Below are 22,866 nucleotides of genomic sequence, written 5' to 3'. Positions count from 1 at the left end.
CTCAGAATGCCGGTCAGATGTACCATGGGAGTCAGACAGTGGGTGCTAAGGTCCATTGTCGAGAGGGTAAGAGCCCAGATCAACAGCTAAGGTCTCCAAATCTATGCTCAGTGGTTAAGGTGGTGACGTTGTAGAGACACCCAGGACGTTGGCTTAGAAGCAGCCATCGTTTAAAGAAAGCGTAATAGCTCACTGGTCTAATGACGTTGCGCCGAAAATGTAACGGGGCTAAGCATAGTACCGAAGCTTTGAATTCCACGTATGTGGTCTGGTAGGGGAGCGTTCTTCACGGGCTGAAGGTGTGTTGTAAAGCATGCTGGACTGTGGAGAAGTGATTATGCTGACATGAGTAACGATAAAACGGGTGAAAAACCCGTTCGCCGTAAACCCAAGGTTTCCTGGGTAAAGGTAATCTTCCCAGGGTTAGTCGGTCCCTAAGGTGAGGCTGAAAGGCGTAGCTGATGGGAAACGAGTTAATATTCTCGTACTTGTACATCTGTGCGATGGAGGGACGCAGAAAGGTAGACAGGCCGGGTGTTGGTTGTCCCGGTGCAAGCAGGTAGACGTGTGGTACAGGCAAATCCGTACCGCTCTACGTCGAGACGCGAGTCCGTGACCGTAAGGTCTGAAGCTGTTGAGCCTATACTGCCTAGAAAATCTTCTAAGTTTAGGATGTGCAAACCGTACCGCAAACCAACTCAGGTGGGTGGGATGAATAATCCAAGGCGCTCGAGAGAACTCTGGCCAAGGAACTCGGCAAAATAACCCCGTACCTTCGGAAGAAGGGGTGCTCCTCCGGGTGAAGTTAATTCACTTAACGAGCCTGAGGGAGCCGCAGAGAAATGGTGGTGGCGACTGTTTACTAAAAACATAGGTCTGTGCGAAGTCCTAAAGACGACGTATACGGACTGACGCCTGCCCGGTGCCGGAAGGTTAAAAGGAGAGGTCAGCGCAAGCGAAGCTTCGAATTGAAGCCCCGGTAAACGGCGGCCGTAACTATAACGGTCCTAAGGTAGCGAAATTCCTTGTCGGGTAAGTTCCGACCTGCACGAATGGCGTAACGATCTCCACACTGTCTCGGCCAGAGACTCGGTGAAATTGAAGTCGCGGTGAAAATGCCGTGTACCCGCAGAAAGACGGAAAGACCCTGTGCACCTTTACTATAGCTTGACATTGGGATTTGGAACTGCATGTGTAGGATAGGTGGGAGACTGTGAACTCTGTACGCTAGTATGGGGGGAGTCATTGTTGAAATACCACCCTTGTTTTTTCAGGTCCCTAACCCTCGACCGTTATCCGGTGAGGGAACAGTGTCTGGTGGGTAGTTTGACTGGGGCGGTCGCCTCCTAAAGAGTAACGGAGGCATGCAAAGGTTCCCTCAGGCTGATTGGAAACCAGCCGTCGAGTGCAAACGCATAAGGGAGCTTGACTGCAAGAGAGACATCTCGAGCAGGTACGAAAGTAGGTGTTAGTGATCCGGTGATCCCGAATGGAAGGGTCATCGCTCATTGGATAAAAGGTACGCCGGGGATAACAGGCTGATCGCATCCAAGAGTTCACATCGACGATGCGGTTTGGCACCTCGATGTCGGCTCATCACATCCTGGGGCTGAAGCAGGTCCCAAGGGTACGGCTGTTCGCCGTTTAAAGTGGTACGCGAGCTGGGTTTAAAACGTCGTGAGACAGTTTGGTCCCTATCTTCTGTGGGCGCTGGAGAATTGAAAGGGCCTGTCCCTAGTACGAGAGGACCGGGATGGACGCACCCCTGGTGGACCTGTTGTCGTGCCAACGGCACAGCAGGGTAGCTATGTGCGGAAGGGATAACCGCTGAAAGCATCTAAGCGGGAAGCCTGCCTTAAGATAAGTTCTCCCTGGAGCAATCCCTAAAGGGCCGAGGTAGACTACCTCGTTGATAGGCTGGAGGTGGAAGCGCCGCGAGGTGTGGAGCTGACCAGTACTAATAGCCCGTGAGGCTTGTGTTTGAAAAAATCCTTCCGTCCCTGTCAATTAATATTTTGACAAATTTCGTTGATAGCCATGGAGGAGAGGGTACACCCGATCCCATTCCGAACTCGGAAGTTAAGCTCTCCATCGCCGATGATACTGCATAACGTCATGTGGGAAAGTAGGCCGCTGTCAACGATTGCTCCAAAGCCCCTTGCTGCTACTAGCGCAAGGGGCTTTGTCTTTTCCTTACTCTTTCCCTCCGCCCACCCCATTCCTCGCTGTCTCCTTGACTGCATCAACATCCCTCCCCTTTACCTCCTCACCGCCACCTTGGGCGCGGCCTTCTTCTTCTTCTTCTTCTTTCCCTTGCTTCACAGCCTCCCTCTGCCCGAAACCCTTGAACCTCCTTGCTTGCAGTTCTGCCAGAGCCCGTCAGCCGCTTTTACGCAAACCCGTCTTTTTGGGCCTGACTACGTCAAAATTAGTTTTTTAATGCTCACGTACTTGAGTACGCTGCGCTTAAAAAACTAATTTTTCCTTGTCAGTCCACAAAAATGCGTATTTTGCAAACTCGCCCAACACCAGCACGTCGCCTCCGCCTACGCTCCGGCGAGTTTAAGGAAGGCGACGCGACAACCCTCTCCTAATCACGACCTGCGAAAGGCAAGGCGGCAGGCTACGTCACAATAATCACACACCCGTCCTGCAAAAGGCGGAGTGAAAGGTAACGCCATAGCTATCCCTCACCATGACCCTTTAAAGGCCTGGATGTTAGTGACTCGTGGAAAGCAAAATTTTGCCCGAATGTGCTGAACGTGACTCCGCTAATGCTGGTTCCCTAGTGTTTGCCTGTGCTTTGGCGCTTGAGAGTTAGAGTTTTTGCTTCATGCGGCATTACGCAAAAAAGGCCGGGTTGCCCCGGCCTTTTTTGCGCTTGCAATAATTGCTGCTTACTTCACCACAATCAGATTATATTCGCGCGTGCCCAAACCGATTTTTTCGGCATGCTCCAGACAGGCACGCCACTCGGATTCGGGACCAGAATTTTTAAAGTGGTCGTGGTGATCCACAAATCCTTTTTTCGCAAGATTTTCTGCAAGCTGGCTGCCGGGCAGGGGCTTTGCCTTCATGCAGGCATCCACGCAGGCCTGATCAAGCGCCAGCGGGTCAAATGAGGCGAACATGCCGATGTTGGGCAGAATGGGCGCGTCATTTTCGCCATGGCAATCGCAGTTGGGTGAAACATCCACAATCAGCGAAATATGGAAATGCGGGCGACCGTCCAGCACTGCCTTGGTGTATTCCGCCATTTTGTAGTTGAGCATTTCAATGGCGGCATCATGCGCAAAGGAAATGGCGTCAAAATTACACGCACCCAGGCAGCGTCCACAGCCTACGCAGTTATTGTGGTCAACTGTAGTCTTCTTGGTTTCGGCAGAGTAGTGCAAGGCGTCATTGGCGCATTGCTTGATGCAGGCCTTGCAGCCTACACACAGCGATTCTTTGATATTTGCCTGCCCGTTGCTGTGCTGCTCTGTTTTACCAGCGCGCGATCCGCAACCCATGCCGATGTTCTTGATGGCTCCGCCAAAGCCGGTCATCTCATGCCCCTTGAAGTGGGTGAGGCTGATGAAAATGTCGGCGTCCATAACTGCGCGGCCAATCTTGGCTTCCTTGACATATTCGCCGCCCACAACAGGCACCAGGGCTTCGTCCGTGCCTTTGAGTCCGTCGCCAATGATGATGGGGCAATTCACCGTAAGGGGCGTAAAACCGTTCTGCCAGGCGCATTCCAGATGCTCCAGGGCATTTTTGCGGCTACCGGGATACATGGTGTTGCAGTCGGTCAAGAACGGTTTACCGCCAAAATCCTTGACCGTGTCAACAACAGCGCGCGCATAGTTGGGGCGCAGGTAACTGATGTTGCCAAGTTCTCCAAAGTGCAGTTTGATGGCAACAAAGCGACCCTTCATATCAATATGACCGATGCCTGCTTTTTTGATCATTTTCTTCAGCTTGGTGGGCAAGCCATCGCCAAAAGCCTTGGTGCGAAAATCTGTAAAGTACACCTTTGCTTTTTCCATAAGTATTCACCTTTGCGTTTAGCTGTATGAACCGGAAAGATTGTATTGCATAATTGAGCGTGAGCCAAAAAGTGCAGCAACTTGTGCGCGGTTACAAAATTTTTATTTCTCGCTTTCATGGCGCGGCTGCCATGAGGAGAATACCGCCTGCGGCAGGGGGCTGCCAAGAGCGGGCAGGCCTTAATCCCGATATTTTCATACCCCTGCCAAGGGGCTGGTCGCTAGCACGATTCTCCTGTTTGTTTGCCTTATTCTCCAAAATCATAATATGGGCAAATGGTTATGCTGCCGAGTATGCCCCTCATGCTGCGACAAATAAATCTGCTTGACTTATTATACGACCGGTCTAATAATTGATTCGCAACACGGGAAACAGGCATTTTTTTTCAAGGGAGTGCAAGCCCTATTCGCGGGAATCATCAATGCCCCACCAAACCCGTTCTGGCTGCACCCACAAATCTGCCGAGTGGCTTTTAAGCCCGCAGTATATTACCACCCAAATGAGGATTGAATTATGGAAAGAAAAAAAATTATCGTTGCCGAATATGCCAAGAATATTCTTGAAGCTCTGCCCAAGGGCATATTGCTTACTTCAAAGGCAGATGGCCGGGTAAACAGCATGACCATTGGCTGGGGAACCCTCGGCATTGACTGGTCCAGCCCGGTATTTGTTGCCTATGTGCGCGAACACCGTTTTACACGCGAATTGCTGGATAAAAATCCAGAATTCACCGTTAACGTGCCTTTTGGAGAATATGCCAAAAAAATTATTGGTATTTGCGGCTCAAAATGCGGGCGAAATCTGGATAAAATTTCTGAAGCTGGCCTGACCCTTGTGGATTCAGAACTTATTTCTGTCCCCGCCATCAAGGAGCTGCCGCTCACCCTTGAGTGCAAGATCGTGTACAAGCAGAAGCAGGATCTCCCCAGCCTGATCACCGAATACCAGTCAAAGTTTTATCCTCAGGATGTTGACGGCTCCGCAGTTGGAGCAAACCGCGATGCGCACATCGCCTATTATGGCGAAATTGTCAGCGCATATATTCTGCAATAATTTAAATTGGCAGCACACTAGCCAAGGGGGTCCCATGAAGGAAATTTTCCACAGGGTCAGCGTGCGTAAGTTTGAAGACCGCGCCGTTGAAAGTGACAAGGTCGAGCAGATATTGCGCGCCGCCATGGCCGCACCCTCTGCGGGCAATCAGCAACCGTGGGATTTTTATGTGGTGACATCCAGAGAAAAGTTGCACGCGCTCGCCAAGGTCAGCCCATATGCCGGGTGCGCGGCAGACGCCCCTCTGGCCATTGTGGCTGCCTATCGGCAGGAGGGCTGCCGCTTTCCGCAATATGCGCAGATTGATCTTGCCATAGCCATGCAAAACCTCTGGCTGGCGGTGGATTCACTGGGCTTGGGCGGCGTATGGCTTGGTGTGGCCCCTGACGAAGACCGGATGGAAAAGGTGGAAAAAATTCTGCCTGTGACAGCGGGGCAGAGGGCTTTTTCCATTTTCCCACTGGGCTATCCTGCGGAGAAAAAAACGCAGCAGGACAGGTTTAATGCGGAGCGCATCCACTACGTGAAATAACTTTTGGCCGGACTTCCGACCGTGTGCTAACGCCTGGCCAAGGCCAACGGAAAACGCCCGGTTCCCCAGAGTAATGGGGAACCGGGCGTTGCCGCTTTTTATACGAGATAACTTACCGCAGCCGTTCAAGAACCGCCTGGGCAATGGGTTCGCTGGAGGCCGGGTTTTGCCCGGTTATGAGCTTGCCGTCCACTTCCACATGCGGCGCCCACATGGGGCCGACCACAAAGTTAGCGCCTTCGCCGCGCAGTGTTGTCTCCAGCATAAATGGAACGGCCTTTTCCAGCTGCATGGCAATTTCTTCATCATCGGTAAAGGCGGTTATGGTTTTGCCCGCCACAAGGGGGGAACCGTCAGCTTTTTTTGCCCCTACCAGCCCAGCTGGGCCGTGGCACACTGCCGCAATAATCTTGTCTGCCTTGGCAAAATCGTTGAGCAGGCGTTTCAGCTCGGCATCGGTGGCAAAATCCATCATGGTGCCGTGCCCGCCAGGCAGAAAGATGGCGTCAAAGCCTTCAGCCTGAATCTCCTTGAGGGGTGCAGAATTTTTCAGCAGTTCAAGGATGTCGGGCCATTTGGCAACGGATGCATCATCAAGGCTGTGGGGATCAACGGGCACCGCCCCGCCCTTGGGGCTGGCAACGGTTATGGAGAGGCCAGCCTTTGACAAAGCAAGATAGGGAACCGCGATTTCTTCAAGCCACACGCCTGTTTTTCTGCCGTTGGTCAAGGCATCGGCGCTGGTCGTAACCATAAGTATTTTTTTCTGCGCGTTCATAAGAATGCTCGCTGTTATATGTGTGGTGTGGGTTGGGATGCCGCAGATTTTGGCTGACAGTGGCCCGGGCATGCGCGGGCTTGCCCCGCCTCCTCAGGATTGCCGATTTCTTGTTGCGGCATAACAATTACCCTGCTGTTAAAACCCTTGTGAACAGCACGTTCACAAATTGTTTCAGTGGCTCGGGCGAGCGCATGACCTTTGCCCGCAAAATGGCTCCTTCCCAGCCAGAGAGGAGAAAGCCTGCAAGCGACTGGGGATCAAGCCCCGGGTTCAGCTCGCCAGCCTGTTGCGCTTCGTGCAGGCACTTGGCAAAAAGTCCGAGCCAGTCGTGGAAGACTTCTTCCAGGCGGCATCTGAACCGTTCGCTCTGAGCGGCCAGCTCCTGCCCCAGATTTCCGATGAGGCAACCCTTGCTGAAGTTGTCCTGCACTGTACGTTCAATGCTTTCTTCCAGATACCTGCGGATGCGCTGGAGTGGGGGCAGCGTTTCATCATCTAGGTAGCCGTGCAGTTTTTTTGTATAGTTTTCAGCAAAGAGGTTGATGACCTCGATGCCGAAGTTTTCCTTGGTGCCAAAATGGTGGTAGAACGAGCCTTTCGGCACGCCTGCCGCCTTGAGTATGGCATCTATGCCTGTGGCGTTGAAGCCGGAAACAGCGACTATTTCAACACCGGCAGCAATTATTTTTTCTCGTGCGCTTTCTTTCATGTCTAAAAATTAGACCGGTCTGATAGTGATGTCAATATCTGCTGTGTCCAGTTTTTCATCAGCTTGGTGTGGGCAATGTGAAGAGGAGTGTCCACTTGGATTGCAAGTGGCGGCTTAAGGCTGGAGTTCGCTCTCAAATGCGAAAAGCTATCTCAAAGTGAGTGGATTTGGCACAAGTGGGGCAGAAAAAAAGAGGGGAAGGCAGATATGCGGCGTGATTTCTGGAGGGTGCCGGGGCTGCCGACACGATGTCGGCAGCCCCGGCCCGCTTGCGCGGGTGTTTCATGTCGGGAAACACTATTGGGTAGGATTCACCGAGCCAGCAAAGGGATACGGCCCGGCAAACGTAGCCTGCACTGCAATCTGGCAGATGTGGGAATTCCACACGCCGTTGTCAAAGTGGTGGAGCAGATAGCCCGGCGTTTCCATGCGGAAGGTGTCGCCGCCCTCGGGGGAGAGATCAAGGTCTATCTGCATGGAAACCGCAGGTGCTGTCATGGCGATCCGTCCATGCCACTCGGTGACGATGGGGCGGTGCATGTGGCCGAAACTCAGCCGCATCTGCGGATTGCGCTCTACAATTGCTGCGAAGCGCTCCACATTTTCAAAAGGTTCGTCCATGGCCCCCATGCCCGTAACAAACGGGGGGTGGTGCATGAAGAATATGGTTGGCGTATCCGGGCGCTTTGCCAGTTCACGCTCCAGCCAGTCGCCGGTTTCGGCGGGGAAGTGACCGGAATGGGAGCCGGGGCTCATGCTGTCCATCATGATCAGCCGAAGGTTATCCTCTTCCACCGTATAGCAGAGGTAGGGCGCAATATCTTCCTTGGCCGGGCACCAGTGGGGCATTACCTCGCGCAGGCGGTCGCGCCTGTCGTGGTTGCCGGGCACGGCGTACACGGGCACCCCAATGGGTGAGAGTTCGTCGTGCAGAATGTGATATGCGTTAAGGTCTCCGCTGTCGGCAAGATCGCCTGTGATGACAATAATATCCGGCTGTTGCGTCAGGTTTTTCACGTGAGCCACGGCTTCGTCCAGGCAACGCCGGGTATCTACCACCCTGAAAGACAGGCTGTGGTCGCCCCGCAGGTGCGTGTCTGAAAGTTGCAATATACGCATGATGCTAATCCTGTGCGGTTCCCGCAGCCTGCGCAGCCAGTCTGTTATGCCGCGCCTGGATGGTAAAGGCCGAGAACGCGCTGGTTGCTGCGGCTACGAGTACGAAGATGCAGATGTAGAAGGGATCGCCGTCGTTCCACTGGATCAGTGCGGTGCACACGCCGGGCACTATGCCCGCAACCAGAAAGCCCGGGAACTGGTACACGATGGAAATGCCAGTGTAACGCACTTCAGCCGGGAAGAGGTCAGAGAACAACGCGGCCTCGGGCCCAAAAACACCAGCGTAAAAGATGCTCAGCGGGATGGCGATGGCAAGGCCAACCAGAAACATGTTGCCGCCGCTGCTCTGCATAAGCCAGAACGAGGGGAAGATGGAGATGCCGCAGGCAAGGCTGGCAAGGCCGTAAATGCGGCCCCGGCCAAAGCGGTCTGCCAGGTGGCCGGCGATCAGAATAAAGGGGCACATGAGCAGGGCCGCAAACATGACCGCCGTAAGGGCCTCGGTGCGCGTGGTGTGGATCTGCTGCACAAGGTAGGTGATGGAAAACACGGCCAGCACGTTGAAGAACACGCCGTCAATCCACCGCGCGCCAACACCCAGGGCAATGTTGCCAGGGTAGTTTTTGCACACGGTCACGATGGGCAGGGTCTTTTTGCTGGTATCGCCCTTGGCTTCGGCCTTGCGGAATTCGGGGGTTTCCAGAATATGCGTGCGTACATAGAGGGCAATGGCGATGAGCACCACGCTCACAAGGAAGGCAAAGCGCCAGCCCCACTCCAGGAACTGCTCGTTGTCCAGCAGCCAGGAGAGCAGGGCAACCATGCCGGAAGAAAGGCACAAGCCAGTGGCAAGGCCCATCTGGGGGATACTGGCGTAAAAGGCCTTTTGGCGATCGCTGGCGTACTCATAGGTCATGAGCACCGCGCCGCCCCACTCGCCGCCAAGGCCAAGGCCCTGACACAGGCGCAGCGTTTGCAGAAGGATGGGCGCGGCAATGCCAATGGAGGCATATGTGGGCACAAGGCCGATACCCATTGTGGCAATGCCCATGATGAGCATGGTGAGAATGAGCATGCGCTTGCGGCCGAGCTTGTCGCCGTAATGGCCGAATATAAAGCCGCCAAGGGGGCGTGCCAGATAGCCGATGGCAAAGGTGCTGTAGGCCATGATGGTGCCGATGAAGGGGTCGGCGGTGGGGAAGTAGAGCTTGTTGAACACAATGCCCGCCACCACGCCGTAGAGGAAAAAGTCGTACCACTCAATGGTGGCGCCAAGCAGGCTGGCAATTACGACCTTGCGCATTTCTTTTTTGGAAGGAACGTATTTTTGCTGTGAGCTGTCGTCCATACAGACACCCTCCGTGTGGGCTGTCAGCACCGCAATTTTTTTGCGGGTGCAATTAAAATTTTAATTGAATTTTAATCATGCGGTGAAATAAAATTTTAATATAAAATTTTTTAATTGCCTCCACTTCAAAAATAATGTTGAATATGGCTAAATTTAGGGTTTGATATCACGTTGAAAAAAATTGTGTCAATTGAATATTTATTAAATAAAAAATAATTCTTTTGATACATAAAAATCTGAATAAAGCCTTAGGCCTGGTTGCCATGCGTCTGCCGTGTGGAATCGCCCATGACTGAACAGGAGGCTGCCATGACGGCAGAAGCAAGCAGCAAGAGTCGCGTCAGGCATACCGCCGCAAAAAAAGTCACGCTTGCCCATGTGGCAAAGGCAGCCGGAGTTTCTCAGGCTACGGTTTCTATGGTGCTCAACGGGCGCGAAGGTGTGTCGTTTGCTGACGAAACCATTGCCGCAGTTTTTGCGGCGGCGGAAAGCCTTGGTTATCGGGGTGCGAGGAGGGCAACGGGGTGTGCAAACGTTCCCTCAGTGCTTGTGGTGGCCCCCAACGTCACCAATCCATATTATTCCACCGTTATTCAGGCCATGCAGCAGGCCGCCGCGCTCAAGGGCTATGCCACCAGCATCTATACCACCTACCGCAGCCTTGAGAGCGAGCTGGCGGCCCTGCGCCTTGCGCGCAATATGGGCATGGCAGGTATTATTTTTGCCCTGCTGGCCCATCCGGAAGAAGTGCTTGAAAAGGCTGACCGCAAGTTGCCCATGGTTGTTATTGGCGACAGGCGGCAGGATCTTAACGTGGATACGGTGGAATTGAACAATTACGATGCCGGCAGCCTCATTGCCCGGCATATGCACGATCTGGGGCATCAGCATCTGGCCTACATTTCCACTACGCTGGATCAGGCCAACCCCATCCGCATGCAGCGATTGCAGGGCCTGCGCGACACCTTTGCCCAACTGTGCCCCCAAGGCACGGTGCTGGTAAAAAGCCGGGATATCAGCCCCGAGACAGAGCTGGAGAATTTGCAGATCGAACACATTGTGGGCCTTGAGCTGACGCGCAAATGCCTTGATGACAAAAAAATCACCGCCTTTGTGGCGGTGAACGACATGGTGGCTTACGGCGTGATAGATGCCGTGCGCGGGGCAGGCTTTACCATTCCTGGCGACTACAGTGTTTGCGGCTTTGACAATATTTTCCCTTCAGGTTTTGCGGGCGTGGCACTGACCACGGTTGAGCATTATATGCGCGACAAAGGCCGCAACGCACTGGAAATTTTGCACAATAAAATCAGCGGTGCGGCCTCTGACCGAAATATCACCCGTGTGGAATACAGTCATAAACTCATTACGCGCACTTCTACTGCTGCGCCGCGCACGGCTGGCTCGGTGCAGTGTTCCAATAGGTCCGAATCCTGAGGACATTGCTGGTAATAAAGACCGGGAAGCAGGGGGCATTTCACAGTGGGGAATTGCCCCCTGACCAGTGATGGTAATGTTGTCCCTCCTGCATTTATTCAAAACAATTATTTGTGATAATTGATGAAAATTTTTATTTGACTTATTATAACTAAAAAACTAGTTATATAGTTATGAGAACGACGTATCTGAATACCCTCCCTGACCATTGGCAGCCCGTAGCCGCAGTATTCGCAGCCATGGGGGATACCACACGCCAGCGCATCCTGCTTTTGTTCGAGCCTGGCGAGGAGCTTTCCATCAAGGATATTGCCGCAGAATTTGATTTTGGCCGTTCCACCATTGTGCATCACCTTGCCGTGCTGGAAAAAGCCGGAATCCTCGCCGTGCGGCGCGAGGGCAGGCAGGCACTGTATTCTGTATGCCACCATATTGTGCTGGATTCTCTGGAAAAACTTCGCCTCTTTATTGAAGAAGATCTGCAAGAAGGGGCCGCAGAGCAGCCCCAAGCAGAAAAGGGAACAAACACATGAACCAGCCGTCCGAATCACTCCCGGCAGCCAGTGGGAAAAAAATACTACTGAGCATGGGCACCACCTATGCCATGGGCACATTCAACGACAATTTTTTCAAACAGGCCGCGCTGCTGCTTGCCGCCAGTGCGGGGCTTGAGTCCATTCAGGGCATTGCCTCCGCCATGTTCGCCCTGCCATTTGTGGCTTTTTCTGCCTGGGCTGGCTGGCTGGCCGACCGCATGCCCAAAAATAGAATGGTCATCTGGTCCAAATTCATGGAACTGGCTGCCATGCTCTATGGTGTGTGGGCGCTCGTGAACATGAGCTGGACGGGCATGGTGGCCGTGGTTTTTTTGATGGGCCTGCAATCCACAATCTTCAGCCCGGCCCTTAACGGAGCCATACCGGAAAACTTCCCTCCGCTGGAGGTGCCACGGGTCAATGCACTGCTCAAGCTGGCAACCACGGCAACTATTCTGCTGGGTATCGCCGCTGGGGGCATGGTGCTGGATCTGCCGGAATTTTCAGCCTTTGCCGCATTCATCCCGCAGGGAGGGCACGGTTTTGGCCGATTGGCAGTGGGTGCGGTGGCTGTATTTATCGCTGTTATCGGTCTGGCGTCTGCCTTCGGTATTGGCAAGAGCGTTGTTTCTGCGGGGGCAAACGCTCCCTTTCCCCTGTTGGGGCCTGTGCATTCCGTACTCCATGCGCTGGAGTGCCGCAGGCGCGACCCGCACCTGTTTCTCACGCTGGCAGGGGAAGCTTTTTTCTACTGCCTGTCGTCCTTTGCCCTGTTGTGCATCAATAATCTCGGCATCATCCAGCTTGGTTTTTCGCTTACCGTTACGAGCCTGCTTTCTGTGGCGATGATGATTGGCATATGCATAGGCTCTGTTCTGGCCGGGCGGTACGAGGCCACAAGCTGGCGGCGCATTATGGTTCCGGCGGGCGCAGGGCTTGGCCTTGGCCTCGTGCTTTCCGGCCTTGCCCCGTTGCTGCCGGAGGCGTTGCAATTCCCCTGGCTTTTTCTGCTGTTGACGTTTTCCGGCGTTTGCGGCGGCCTGTACCTCATCCCGCTTGTAAGCTTTATTCAGGTAAAGCCAGCGTCCACGGAAAAAGGCAAAACCTTGGGGATTTCCAACTTTTCGTGCTTCAGCGGCATACTTCTTTCCGGGCTGCTGTTCGCATGGCTGGGCAAGGTGCCGCCGGCCTGGCTTTTGGCTGGCAGCGGCCTTGTGGCGCTGGTTTTCATCGGCTGGGCCGCCGTGCGCATTGCACATATGCTTTCTTGCGGCACGCACTTTAGCCTGTTGGGCGTGTGCCTGCGTCTACTGCTGAGCCTGCGCTACCAAGTGACGGCGACCGGGCTTGAAACCATATCCGGCCCCGGCCCTATCCTGTTCATGCCCAACCATCCCGCGCTGATTGACCCTATTATTATATATTCACTGCTGGCAGATCATGCGCCGCGCCCCCTGGCAGACGAGCGCCAGATGGAAGGCCCGTTTGGGCGGCTGGCAGCAAAGGCCCTGCGCGCAGTGCTTATTCCTGACGCCATGAAGGATGGGGCCAAGGCCCGGCAGGGCGTTGAAGCTGGCATGCAGGCCGTGCTGAATGCCTTGCAGGCCGGGGACAACGTATTGCTCTATCCCGCAGGGAGGATTTATCGCTCAGCCAGGGAGAGCCTTGGCGGCAACTCCGGGGCAGCGCTTGTTCTGCAAAAAATGCCCGGCCTGCGGGTGGTGCTGGTGCGCACAACGGGATTGTGGGGCAGTGCTTTCGGCTATGGGGCCACAGGCAAGGCGCCGCATTTTGGCAAGGTGCTGCTGCGGGGCGCGCTGGCGGTAGTTGCCAATCTGGTGTTCTTCACACCGCGCCGCCCCGTGGCGGTGGAGTTTGTGGAAGCCGCTGATCTGCCCCGCACGGGCGACAAGCGTGTGCTCAACCTCTGGCTGGAGCAGTTTTATAATCAAGCGGAGCGCCCGGCGCAGGGGATTTCCCGCTTTTTCTGGCAGGGCAGCGAGGCGCGGATTCTGGATGCCGTGCCGCAAAACCGCGCGCCAGAGGCGGCAGATATCCCTGCGGAAGTGCGCGCCGCCGTGTATGCGGCCTTGCGTGAGGCGGCTGGCCTGCCTGAAGGTCAGCCGCTCTCGGACGATATGACTCTGGGCGGCGATCTGGGGTTGGACAGCCTGGCACTCATGGATCTGGCCCTCAGCCTGGAAGGGGCGCACGGCACCAATATCGCAAATCTGGAACTTCTGGTTACTGTGCGTGATTGCCTGCTGGCGGCGAGCGGTCAGCTTGGCGAGGCCAATACGGACGCTCCCGCCCCTGCTGGCTGGTTTGCGCCTGCCGCCGACAATAAGTTTGCCATACCCGAACACGCCGCAACCATTGCAGATGCCTTTCTGACCCAGGTGCGTTCCGACCCTGCCCAGCCATTGCTGGCTGACCGCGCAAGCCTGCGCAGCCGGAGGGACATCCTCATGGGCGCATTGATTCTGGCTCCCCGTTTACGGACGCTGCCCGGCGAGCGCCTTGGCATCATGCTGCCCGCCACGCCCGCAGTGGTTACGGTGTGGCTTGCCGCACTGCTGGCAGGCAAGACGCCTGTGCTGTTCAACTGGACAGTGGGCGAAGCCAATCTCCGCCACTGCATCAGTATAACCGGGGTCAGCCATATTCTCAGCGCAACAGCCTTGCAGGAGCGGCTGGAACGCCAGGGGCTTGACCTTGCATCCCTGTCAGTGCAGTGGGTGCTGCTGGACAAACTGGCGGCATCGCTGACCATATGGGAGAAGCTTTGCGGCGTCCTCAAAGCCCGCTTGCTGCGTAATCTGAAAGACTACAAGGTGCCGGAAACAGCGGCGGTGCTCTTTACATCCGGCTCGGAATCCCTGCCCAAGGCCGTGCCCCTGAGCCACGCCAATCTGCTCGCCAATGCCCGCGATATTGTGGAGGTGCTGCACCTTGAGCCGGACGACAGCGTGCTCGCCATGTTGCCGCCGTTCCATTCCTTCGGCCTCATGGTGAATATTGTGTTGCCCCTGTCGCTGGGCATCCGGGCCGCCTTTCATCCCAATCCCACAGAACCCGGCCCGTTGGCGGCTTTGGTGCGCGATTACAGACTCTCGCTCATGGCCGCGCCGCCAACCTTTCTTGGGGCAGTGCTTGATCGGGCAGCAGGGACAGAAAATCTGGCAAGCCTGCGCTGCGCCTTCGTGGGGGCGGAGAAATGCCCGGATCACGTCTACCGCGCTTTTGCCGCGCAATGCCCGCAAGCGGCGCTTTGTGAGGGCTATGGCGTTACGGAATGCTCTCCGGTGGTTTCCGTCAACAGGCCGGGCGACATTGTGTGCGGAACCATAGGCCACGCCATGCCCTCGGTAACGCTGGCCCTTGTGCGCGAAGAAGACGGCAATATCTGCGGGCGCGTGGAGGCGGGGCAGACCGGCATGCTTCTGGTGCGCGGCCCCAGCATTTTTGGCGGCTACCTGAGTGATGCGCCCTCGCCCTTTGTGGAGTTTGAAGGCCATACATGGTACCGCACGGGCGACCTTGTGCGAATGGATGAAACTGGCCGCCTGACATTTCAGGGGCGGCTCAAGCGTTTTGTGAAGATTGGCGGAGAAATGATTTCTCTGCCGCAGATCGAATCAGTGTTGCTTGAAATATTCGGCAAGCGGGGCGATGCGCCGGAGCAAGGCCCAGCGCTGGCAGTGGAAGCCACAGCGGAAGAAAGCGGCTCGGCAATTATGCTCTTCACCCCGCTGGTGCTCTCCTTGCCGGAAGTAAACGCAGCCCTGCGCGGGGCGGGGCTTTCATCCCTGTACGCTATAAAGCGCATTGTGAAGGTGGAGGCGATCCCCCTGCTGGGCAGCGGCAAAACGGACTACAGGGCATTGAAAGGGAGTGTTGAAGCGGGTTAGCTGTAATCAGCATGCTGTTATGCAAAGGGCCGCAGGAATGATACATGTTCCTGCGGCCTTTTTTTTGATTTTTCTATCGGCAATGGAGAGGTGAAGCTGTGGGGGAGAAATTTTCAGTTACGAGGCTACATCTCAAGATTGCCAGATTGTCATATAAAGCAGAGACCCGAGCGCATAAAAGCCGAAACCCATGAGGATCACCCCGGACATTCGTGATACACAAAGGGAAAATCCTTCGGGCAAGCGCCGTTGAGCCAGAGCAACGCCCCCGCTCAACAAGAACCACCACAATAGCGACCCCAGAAAGACTCCAGCAACAACGGCAAGGGCATTGATCGCCCCTGGTGTGTCGGTCAAGCCGAGGCCAGCGAACATTGCTGCAAAGGAGAAGATGGTCACCGGGTTGGTGAGCGTAAGAAGGAAGGTCGCGGCGATAGTTCCGGAGAGTCCCCTGAATTCAGTGGTGGGGGCAGGCGCAGCCGCCCGCCGGGGATTTGGCCGCAGGCTTTTACAGCCAAGCCAAAGCATGAACAGACCGCCTGCAAGTTTGAGCCACGGGGCAAGCGTTGCCAATGTTGCTGTTAATGCTGAAAAGCCGATCGCCGCAAGGCTCGCGTAGATGGCATCGGCCAGGGCCGTTCCCAGCCCTCCGGCTACCCCTGCCCAAAAGCCGCGTTCAAGCGCGCGGTTTATGCACAATACGCCGATGGGGCCAAGCGGAGCTGCAACGGCAAGGCCGAGAAGCATGCTTTTACAGAATAGCAGGAGTTCCATCAGGCGTTCATTTTGCTGCGTTGACAGTATAGTATTGATGATCGGGCATCTTGATTGCTGAGTCTCGATCTACGGGGTTAGCCAATCGTCCGTGCCGTGGTCCCTGTGGTAGCCGCCGGAATATCTGGCCCACGTGCAGCCATAAATTTTACCGTTTCTGTCCGTGTACAGATTGAAAACAGTCATGCGTTTGACTGTAACAGAGTCCATTCTGCTTGGTGCAGCAGGAGAATCGTAGTAATAGTAATATGCCCAGATTTTGTCCCCATCATCATTATATTTTTTATATATTGATCTTTGGAATGAAGATAGCTCATGAATATACTTCCCCAGATAGTCACCATCTGAACACATTCGCTCCTCGGCTCTGGCGATATATTTCCACGTTTCAACCCGCAGCATTTCTTTTGGAATCCACATGTTGAGGACTTTCCCGGTATTGACATCTATGACAGGCTTGCTGGGAGGTGGGTCAGTCGAAATAGCAGCCAAATCTGGAAGGCACCCGGAAAGAATGATTATAATGGAGGCAAGCATCAGTATGTTGCGCAGCATGTTAGACTCTCGCCATATTTTGCATCGTGGGAGTATACTGGTAACTGATAATAGGCGCAACGATATGTAATTACTAGCTTGTTGGTCTGTTTTGCGTAGCCTGTGAAGGGTAAAATGTGCTAACTTGCTAAACCAATAATATGAAATTATTGAATTATTTCTGGGTATAAACGTGGCAATGTGCCATTTGCGCATAGAGCGCCGCTGCTTTGCCTGTTACGCGAGAGGCCGGGTACAAAAAAAGCGCACCCCCAAGGATGCGCTTTTGCATGTCATTGATTTGTACCAGCCGTGATGCCGGACCTTGTTAGCTACTGTTCGGCGCTTTCCTGCAAGACGTCAACCCAGCGCGTCATGCGGGCAGTTTGTTCCAGATACCAGAGCGATGCCATAAGCGGCGAAAGGGTGCCGCCGTTGGGGTCAAACATGGCAAGGGAACCGTTCTTGCGCAGGGCATCCCACGCGCTCAGGGCGTCATTAAAGGCCTTGGCGCGTTCCGGGTTAAGTGTGGCGGCAACGCGCGCGCGTTGCGCGTTCAGGCGGGTTTCAAGGCGTTCCTGTTCCGCATTCATGCAGTCCTGCATGCCGGTGGTCACCCCCGCAGCTTCGTCCATGCAGGCCTGATAGGTCTGGCTGAACAGATTCTCCGCCGGAAGGGCGGAGTCTTGCTGGTCAGGGCTGTCGGCGGCAGCGGCGGCGCTGGCGTCCTGCTGAACCGGCGGCGCAGCCTGCGGCGTGGCCTCTGCGGCAAGGGCGGGGTGGGCAACAAGCAGCACGGCACAGAGCGCACTGAATGCCGCAAGATTGGCAAAAAACGTTGCAAAGGATTGACAAGCAGACGACATCCCAGACTCCTTGGCGAAAAAACCTTATATGTTGAAAGTGTACGCGCGCCGGGTGTCGTGCGCAAGCATTCTTACCTGTATTCCCTTCCAGACCACAGCACGCGGCCAATAACCCTGAACTGGTCGGCGCAGTCGCCGCGCAAGTCAAGGCTCACAGGCGGATAGGCCGGGTTGACGCTGTTCAGCACAATCTTGCCGGGCAGCTTGTCGATGCGTTTTATATAGATGGCGTCTTCAAAGCCAACGGCATAAAGCCGCCCAGGGCTGATTTCCGTCTGGCCCCGATCCAGCAGCACCAGATCGTTGTCAAAAATTTCCGGCACCATGCTGTCGCCAGAAACACGCATGAGCACCATGCGCCGGGGGTTGCCCTTGCGGCGTAAAAAATCGCCCCTGAAGGCATAGCTGCCCTGGCTGTGATTATTGACCTCAAGGCTGCCCGTTCCGGCAGAGAGCCGCGCTTCTGCCAGCGGCACACTGATGAGATCCGTCTCACAATCCGCCTGAATGCTGGGCAGTTCGCCATCTGCCGCTTCCGGCAGCCGCATGGGCCCGCTGCCAAAAAAAAGCCAGTGGGCGTTTACGCCTGTCTGGGCGGCGCAGGTCTGAATCCACGCAGGCGGCACCTCGCCGCGTTTGCGCGCTCCACTCACGGATTGCGGGGTGATGCCCAGCGATCTTGCCAGTTCCGCATCGCTGACCACGCTGAGGGCCTGCATAAGCCTTTGCAATGTTTCTTTGAAATCTGATTTCTCGGGCATGGCGTTCCTCGCTTCCGCGCGAATGGGTGATTGCCGCACACGCTTTCGGCGGGGTTGTTTCAACTTTTCATTCAGGGTATCAACCTCAGGCGTTGCTTGCAAGGATAAAATAAGCTAAAAACTGATGGTCGCGTGGCTTTGCCCCGCATTTTTGCAGATCTTGCCACCCGTACCCATTGGGCTGCGGTGAACCGATCCACAGGAGGCGGTATGGCTTTCATTTCGTCTTCGCTGGAACTGCTGGCTCCGGCAGCGGCCATTTCTGACCACAGGGCGGGGCTGCCCCTGTATCTTACGCCTGTGGAGGCGGGTTTTCCTTCTCCGGCGGAGGATTACCTCGACTGCAAGCTGGATCTGCACCGGCACATGGTGCGTAACGAGGCTGCCACCTTCTTTTTGCGGGCGCATGGTGAGTCCATGCTGGGCGCAGGTATCCATGACGGAGACCTGCTGGTGGTTGACCGCTCGGTAGAGGCTGGGCACCGCAAGGTGGTTATCGCCGCGCTGGAAGGGGAGCTGACCGTCAAGCGCCTGCTGCGCCGCGATGGGCGCGTCTTGCTTGCCCCCGAGAATCCCCGGTTTGACCCCATCGACATTACAGAAAGCGAATTCGTGCACATTTGGGGCGTTGTCACCTATGTCGTCCACAAGCTCTGATTCGCCAGCGTCCCTGTGGGCGCTTGTGGACTGCAACAATTTTTACGCCTCGTGTGAAAAACTGTTCCGGCCCGATCTTGCAGATCGCCCTGTGGTGGTGCTCTCCAACAACGATGGCTGCATTGTGTCGCGCTCGGCAGAGGCCAAGGCTCTGGGCATCCCCATGGGCGCGCCGGAATTCAAGCTGCGTTCCCAGTTGCGCGCGCTGAACGTGGCGGTATTTTCCTCCAATTACGCGCTGTACGGCGATATCTCCGCACGGGTGGTCGATATTCTGGAGCAATGCTGCTCGCAGGTGGAGCCGTACTCCATTGATGAATCCTTTTTGCGGCTTGAGGCCCCCCAGCGGGCCAATCTGCCTGAATTCTGCCGCGATGTGCGGCAACGCATCCAGCGCTGGACGGGAATCACAGTTTCCGTCGGGGTTGGAGCAACGCGCACCCTTGCCAAGATTGCCACACATGTGGCCAAAAAGCATCCGTCCTACGGGGGCGTGTTTTCCCTGGCACGGCAAAAACGCGACATCGACCGCGTGCTTGCGGGCACGCCCGTTGAGGATGTTTGGGGTGTGGGGCGGCGGCAGGCGCGGCGCTTGTGGGCCGAGGGCATCTGCACGGCCCTGCATATGAAAAACGCTGACGACATCATGCTGCGCCGTCTGCTCACCGTGACAGGCTGGCGCACGGCTCTGGAGTTGCGCGGTGTCCCCTGCCTTGGCAACGAGACCGCTCCTGTGGCGCGTAAAACACTCATGTCCACACGTTCGTTTGCGCAGCGCATCCACGACAAGGCTATGCTGGCGCAGGCGCTCTCAACCTTTGCCGTGCGCGCGGCCACGCGGCTGCGGCGCGAGGGCCTTGTGGCCAGCGGGCTTGGCGTTCATATCCGCACGGCGCGCCCCGGTCAGGCGGCAGCGGGGGAGCGGCTTTACGACCAGACAGCCCAGTGCCCCCTGCCCCTGCCTACGGCTGACAGCCAGATGTTCATCCGCACGGCGCTGGAGGGGCTGGATCGCATATTTTTGCCCGGCTTTGCCTACGCAAAGGCCGGGGTGATGCTCTACGGCCTTGAGCGAGCCGATGCCGTGCAGGGCAGTTTGCTGGCCCTTGCGGCCGGGCTTGAATCCGGCGGTGATGGACGGCGGCAGAGCCTCATGCGCTCGCTGGACAATATCAATAACCGTTTTGGCCGCGATACGGTTATCTTTGGCGCGCAAGGCATGGGCGAGGCTCCCTGGCATATGCGGCAGGAACACCGCTCCCCCCGCCTCACAACCAGCTGGGATGAACTCCCGCTTGCCCGCTGCTGAAAAAGTTTTTCCCCATTTTCTGTTGCCTCCCCACCTTTGAGCTATGTGCTTTACATCGCGAGAGTGCTGTTTTGTGTTTTGCATATATTGCGTAATTTTATGATGCAGCACATTACTTATAATGTATTATAGCGAAGCAAATTTCCATATTTGCACAAAATTTTGTTTTATAGTAATGTGGCAATGTCGGTGCAGAAACTACAAAAATCATATGGACGTAGTATAACCTGCTGCGTGTATAGTTATGATTTTTTTCTGCCTTGGTTGTTTAACGATTTTGTTATAACATTATGGAAGTTCGGTAATAACCGAGGAGGCGTTCAAAAGCTGGTGCTGTCTGCGCTGATGACTCCAGCCCGTTCGTTTTGACGGCCACATTGGGGCCGTGCTTCCATATACTCGTCCCTCCTCAGGGGCTACACCCGCAGCGGTTTTCTGCTGCGGCAGAAGGAGAGTATATGGCGAAGATTTCCGTCAAGAATCTGTTCAAGGTCTTTGGGCCAAACCCGGAGCATGCCCTTCAACTGGCATCCAAGGGGCGTTCCCGCGAAGATATTTTGCGGCAGACACGCTCCACCGTGGCATTGCGTGATGTCTCCCTCAATATTGCAGAGAGCGAGCTGCTCGTGGTCATGGGACTTTCCGGCAGCGGCAAGTCCACACTGCTGCGCTGCCTCAACGGTCTTATCATGCCCACGGCTGGTTCCGTGCTGGTGGATGATCAGGACATCATGCAGATGAAGCCGCGCGAGCTGCGTCGTGTGCGGCAGCGCTGTTTTGGCATGGTTTTTCAGAATTTTGCCCTTTTCCCACACCGCACGGTGCTGCAAAACGCGGCCTTCGGCCTTGAGGCCATGGGCATGGGCGAGGCCCTGCGGCTGAAAAAAAGCGGTGAAATACTCGAGCGCGTTGGCCTCTCCCAATGGGCCAATGCCTATCCCCGGCAGCTTTCCGGCGGCATGAAGCAGCGTGTGGGCCTTGCCCGCGCCCTGGCAATGGAGCCGGAAGTGCTGCTCATGGACGAGGCCTTCAGCGCGCTTGATCCGCTTATCCGGCAGGAAATGCAGGAAGAACTCCTGACGCTCCAGCAGGATATCCGCAAGACAATCATCTTTATTACCCATGATCTGAACGAGGCCTTCAGGCTTGGCGACCGCATTGTGCTGCTGCAGGACGGCGCGGTGGTGCAGACCGGCACGCCGGAGCAGATACTGCAATCGCCAGCCAACAGTCACGTGGCCCGCTTTGTGGCCTCTGCCGACGTGACCCATGTGCTCACGGCTGGCGGCATCATGAAACGGTCAGAAGACTGGGCCGTGTTGGGCCTTGACGGGCCGCATTCCGTTTTGCGCAAGATGGCCGCTCATTCCATAAGCTCGCTGTTTGTCATTGATGCGCAGCGGCGCTTTGCGGGCATCCTGTATGCCGCCGATGCCGAGCGCATGGTGGCCCAAGGCAAGACTGACATTGCCGCCATCACCCAGCGCGACATAACAACAGTTTCGCCCTCGACCCCCATTGCAGAAGTGATGCCCATCATGGCTGAGCTTCCTTATCCGCTGGCCGTTGTTGACGAGCGACAGCGGCTTCAGGGCGTCATCGTGCGCGGCCTGCTGCTGGCGGCAATGGTGGAGGGCATGGAATCGGGAGGTCAAAATGCTGCCTAGAATCCCCTTAGCCCAGAGCATTGACGCCTCCGTAGATTTTCTGGTGGAAACCTGCTCGGATTTTACCCGTGCTGGCTCTGCCGCAATGGGCAAGCTGCTGGACGGATTTGAAAACCTGCTCATGCTGCCCCAGCCCTGGCTTTTCATCATCCTGCTGGGCCTTGTGTGCTGGTGGGCCACGCGCAGCATCAAGTTGCCCGCCTTTTCCATGCTCGGCTTTGCCCTGCTGTGGAACCTTGGCTTGTGGGAACCGACCATGAGCACGCTTGCCCTGGTGCTTTCCGCAACCTTGCTTTCCGTGCTGCTGGGAGTTCCCTGCGGCATCCTGGCGGCTGTGTCGCGCTGGGGCAGGCAGATCATCATGCCCGTACTGGACGTTATGCAGACCATGCCCGCATTTGTGTATCTTATTCCCGCCATTCCCTTTTTCGGTATCGGCAAGGTAAGCGCAGTGGTGGCAACGGTGGTTTTTTCCGTGCCCCCCGCCATTCGCCTTACCTGCCTGGGCATCCGGCAGATTCCTGCAGACCTTGTGGAGTGCGCCGAGGCCTTTGGCCTCACGCGTGTGCAGCGCCTGCGCAAGCTTGAGCTGCCCCTCGCCATGCCCACCATCGTGGCAGGCGTGAACCAGACAATCATGCTGGCGCTTTCCATGGCGGTCATTGCCGCCATGATCGGTGCGCGCGGCCTTGGCGGCGAAGTCTGGAAAGCAATCCAGAGATTGCAGATAGGAAATGGCTTTGAAGCCGGACTTGGAATTGTTATCGTGGCAATCACACTTGATCGCCTCTTTCGTGCGTTGGCGCAAAAATGCGCCGGACAAAACTAGACGGGAGGACG

At 55.8% G+C, this 22,866-nt stretch carries 18 protein-coding genes and 2 rRNA genes (1 of these 20 running past the window's edge); 11 read left to right on the top strand and 9 right to left on the bottom strand.

All coding sequences use genetic code 11. The features are described from left to right. A 23S ribosomal RNA gene (locus ACUZ9P_RS00485) occupies positions 1–1,982 on the top strand; it begins 952 nt to the left of the window's first position. Positions 1,983–2,027: 45 nt separating this feature from the next. Then, positions 2,028–2,142, top strand: a 5S ribosomal RNA gene (gene rrf, locus ACUZ9P_RS00480). Between the two features lie 755 nt (positions 2,143–2,897). Here the strand turns inward: rrf and ACUZ9P_RS00475 are convergent. Next, positions 2,898–4,031, bottom strand: coding sequence for a DUF362 domain-containing protein (locus ACUZ9P_RS00475; RefSeq protein WP_449248216.1), 1,134 nt, complete (start codon positions 4,029–4,031; stop codon positions 2,898–2,900). 514 nt (positions 4,032–4,545) lie between these two features. Between ACUZ9P_RS00475 and ACUZ9P_RS00470 the strand changes: the two genes are divergently transcribed. Together ACUZ9P_RS00470 and ACUZ9P_RS00465 are read left to right on the top strand one after the other, a co-directional pair. Next, on the top strand, positions 4,546–5,085 hold the full coding sequence (locus ACUZ9P_RS00470) for a flavin reductase family protein (RefSeq protein ID WP_449248215.1): 540 nt from the start codon (positions 4,546–4,548) through the stop codon (positions 5,083–5,085). Between the two features lie 34 nt (positions 5,086–5,119). Next, on the top strand, positions 5,120–5,617 hold the full coding sequence (locus ACUZ9P_RS00465) for a nitroreductase family protein (protein WP_449248214.1): 498 nt from the start codon (positions 5,120–5,122) through the stop codon (positions 5,615–5,617). A gap of 112 nt (positions 5,618–5,729) precedes the next feature. Here the strand turns inward: ACUZ9P_RS00465 and ACUZ9P_RS00460 are convergent, their stop codons facing one another. The 4 genes from ACUZ9P_RS00460 to ACUZ9P_RS00445 all read right to left on the bottom strand — a co-directional run bounded on the left by ACUZ9P_RS00460 (position 5,730) and on the right by ACUZ9P_RS00445 (position 9,574). After that, positions 5,730–6,395: a type 1 glutamine amidotransferase domain-containing protein gene (locus tag ACUZ9P_RS00460; protein WP_449248213.1), complete on the bottom strand. Its 666-nt coding sequence runs from the start codon at positions 6,393–6,395 to the stop codon at positions 5,730–5,732. A 127-nt stretch (positions 6,396–6,522) separates the two neighbouring features. Further along, positions 6,523–7,107, bottom strand: a complete 585-nt coding sequence (locus tag ACUZ9P_RS00455) for a TetR family transcriptional regulator C-terminal domain-containing protein (protein WP_449248212.1) — start codon at positions 7,105–7,107, stop codon at positions 6,523–6,525. A 297-nt stretch (positions 7,108–7,404) separates the two neighbouring features. After that, entirely contained in the window at positions 7,405–8,226 is an 822-nt protein-coding gene (locus ACUZ9P_RS00450; protein ID WP_449248211.1) for a phosphodiesterase, read from the bottom strand. A gap of 4 nt (positions 8,227–8,230) precedes the next feature. Continuing rightward, the gene (locus ACUZ9P_RS00445; RefSeq protein ID WP_449248210.1) at positions 8,231–9,574 is read right to left on the bottom strand and encodes an MFS transporter; all 1,344 of its coding nucleotides are present in this window, start codon (positions 9,572–9,574) and stop codon (positions 8,231–8,233) included. Between the two features lie 288 nt (positions 9,575–9,862). Between ACUZ9P_RS00445 and ACUZ9P_RS00440 the strand changes: the two genes are divergently transcribed. From ACUZ9P_RS00440 to ACUZ9P_RS00430, 3 genes are all read left to right on the top strand, one after another. Beyond that, complete coding sequence (locus ACUZ9P_RS00440) at positions 9,863–11,011, top strand: LacI family DNA-binding transcriptional regulator (RefSeq protein WP_449248209.1); 1,149 nt, start codon at positions 9,863–9,865, stop codon at positions 11,009–11,011. 239 nt (positions 11,012–11,250) lie between these two features. Beyond that, a complete protein-coding gene (locus ACUZ9P_RS00435; RefSeq protein ID WP_449248208.1) occupies positions 11,251–11,544 on the top strand; it encodes an ArsR/SmtB family transcription factor in 294 nt (97 codons plus the stop codon). Then, a complete protein-coding gene (locus ACUZ9P_RS00430; protein ID WP_449248207.1) occupies positions 11,541–15,458 on the top strand; it encodes an MFS transporter in 3,918 nt (1,305 codons plus the stop codon). The genes ACUZ9P_RS00435 and ACUZ9P_RS00430 overlap by 4 nt, the downstream gene beginning before the upstream one ends. A gap of 132 nt (positions 15,459–15,590) precedes the next feature. On the opposite strand, the gene ACUZ9P_RS00425 is transcribed toward ACUZ9P_RS00430, so the two are convergent. The 4 genes from ACUZ9P_RS00425 to ACUZ9P_RS00410 all read right to left on the bottom strand — a co-directional run bounded on the left by ACUZ9P_RS00425 (position 15,591) and on the right by ACUZ9P_RS00410 (position 18,393). After that, complete coding sequence (locus ACUZ9P_RS00425) at positions 15,591–16,232, bottom strand: LysE family translocator (RefSeq protein WP_449248206.1); 642 nt, start codon at positions 16,230–16,232, stop codon at positions 15,591–15,593. A gap of 69 nt (positions 16,233–16,301) precedes the next feature. Next, on the bottom strand, positions 16,302–16,787 hold the full coding sequence (locus ACUZ9P_RS00420) for a hypothetical protein (protein WP_022658186.1): 486 nt from the start codon (positions 16,785–16,787) through the stop codon (positions 16,302–16,304). Between the two features lie 311 nt (positions 16,788–17,098). Then, positions 17,099–17,632 carry a lysozyme inhibitor LprI family protein gene (locus ACUZ9P_RS00415; RefSeq protein WP_449248205.1) on the bottom strand — a complete coding sequence of 178 codons (534 nt, stop codon included), beginning with the start codon at positions 17,630–17,632 and terminating at the stop codon, positions 17,099–17,101. A gap of 71 nt (positions 17,633–17,703) precedes the next feature. Continuing rightward, positions 17,704–18,393 (bottom strand): LexA family transcriptional regulator, encoded by a 690-nt coding sequence (locus ACUZ9P_RS00410; RefSeq protein WP_298993947.1) that lies wholly within the window; start codon positions 18,391–18,393, stop codon positions 17,704–17,706. A 210-nt stretch (positions 18,394–18,603) separates the two neighbouring features. Here ACUZ9P_RS00410 and ACUZ9P_RS00405 point away from each other — a divergent pair, with 210 nt between their 5' ends. From ACUZ9P_RS00405 to ACUZ9P_RS00390, 4 genes are all read left to right on the top strand, one after another. Continuing rightward, positions 18,604–19,050, top strand: coding sequence for a LexA family protein (locus ACUZ9P_RS00405; protein WP_298993949.1), 447 nt, complete (start codon positions 18,604–18,606; stop codon positions 19,048–19,050). Further along, entirely contained in the window at positions 19,031–20,359 is a 1,329-nt protein-coding gene (locus ACUZ9P_RS00400; RefSeq protein WP_449248204.1) for a Y-family DNA polymerase, read from the top strand. Before ACUZ9P_RS00405 ends, ACUZ9P_RS00400 begins: the two co-directional genes overlap by 20 nt. A gap of 458 nt (positions 20,360–20,817) precedes the next feature. Then, positions 20,818–22,026: a quaternary amine ABC transporter ATP-binding protein gene (locus ACUZ9P_RS00395; RefSeq protein WP_298993952.1), complete on the top strand. Its 1,209-nt coding sequence runs from the start codon at positions 20,818–20,820 to the stop codon at positions 22,024–22,026. Continuing rightward, complete coding sequence (locus ACUZ9P_RS00390; RefSeq protein WP_449248203.1) at positions 22,016–22,855, top strand: ABC transporter permease; 840 nt, start codon at positions 22,016–22,018, stop codon at positions 22,853–22,855. The genes ACUZ9P_RS00395 and ACUZ9P_RS00390 overlap by 11 nt, the downstream gene beginning before the upstream one ends. Positions 22,856–22,866 lie beyond the last annotated feature (11 nt).

This window comes from Desulfovibrio intestinivivus, from assembly GCF_053570665.1.
Note: the sequence above shows the minus strand (reverse complement) of the source record. Positions and strands in the feature narration are given on the sequence as shown.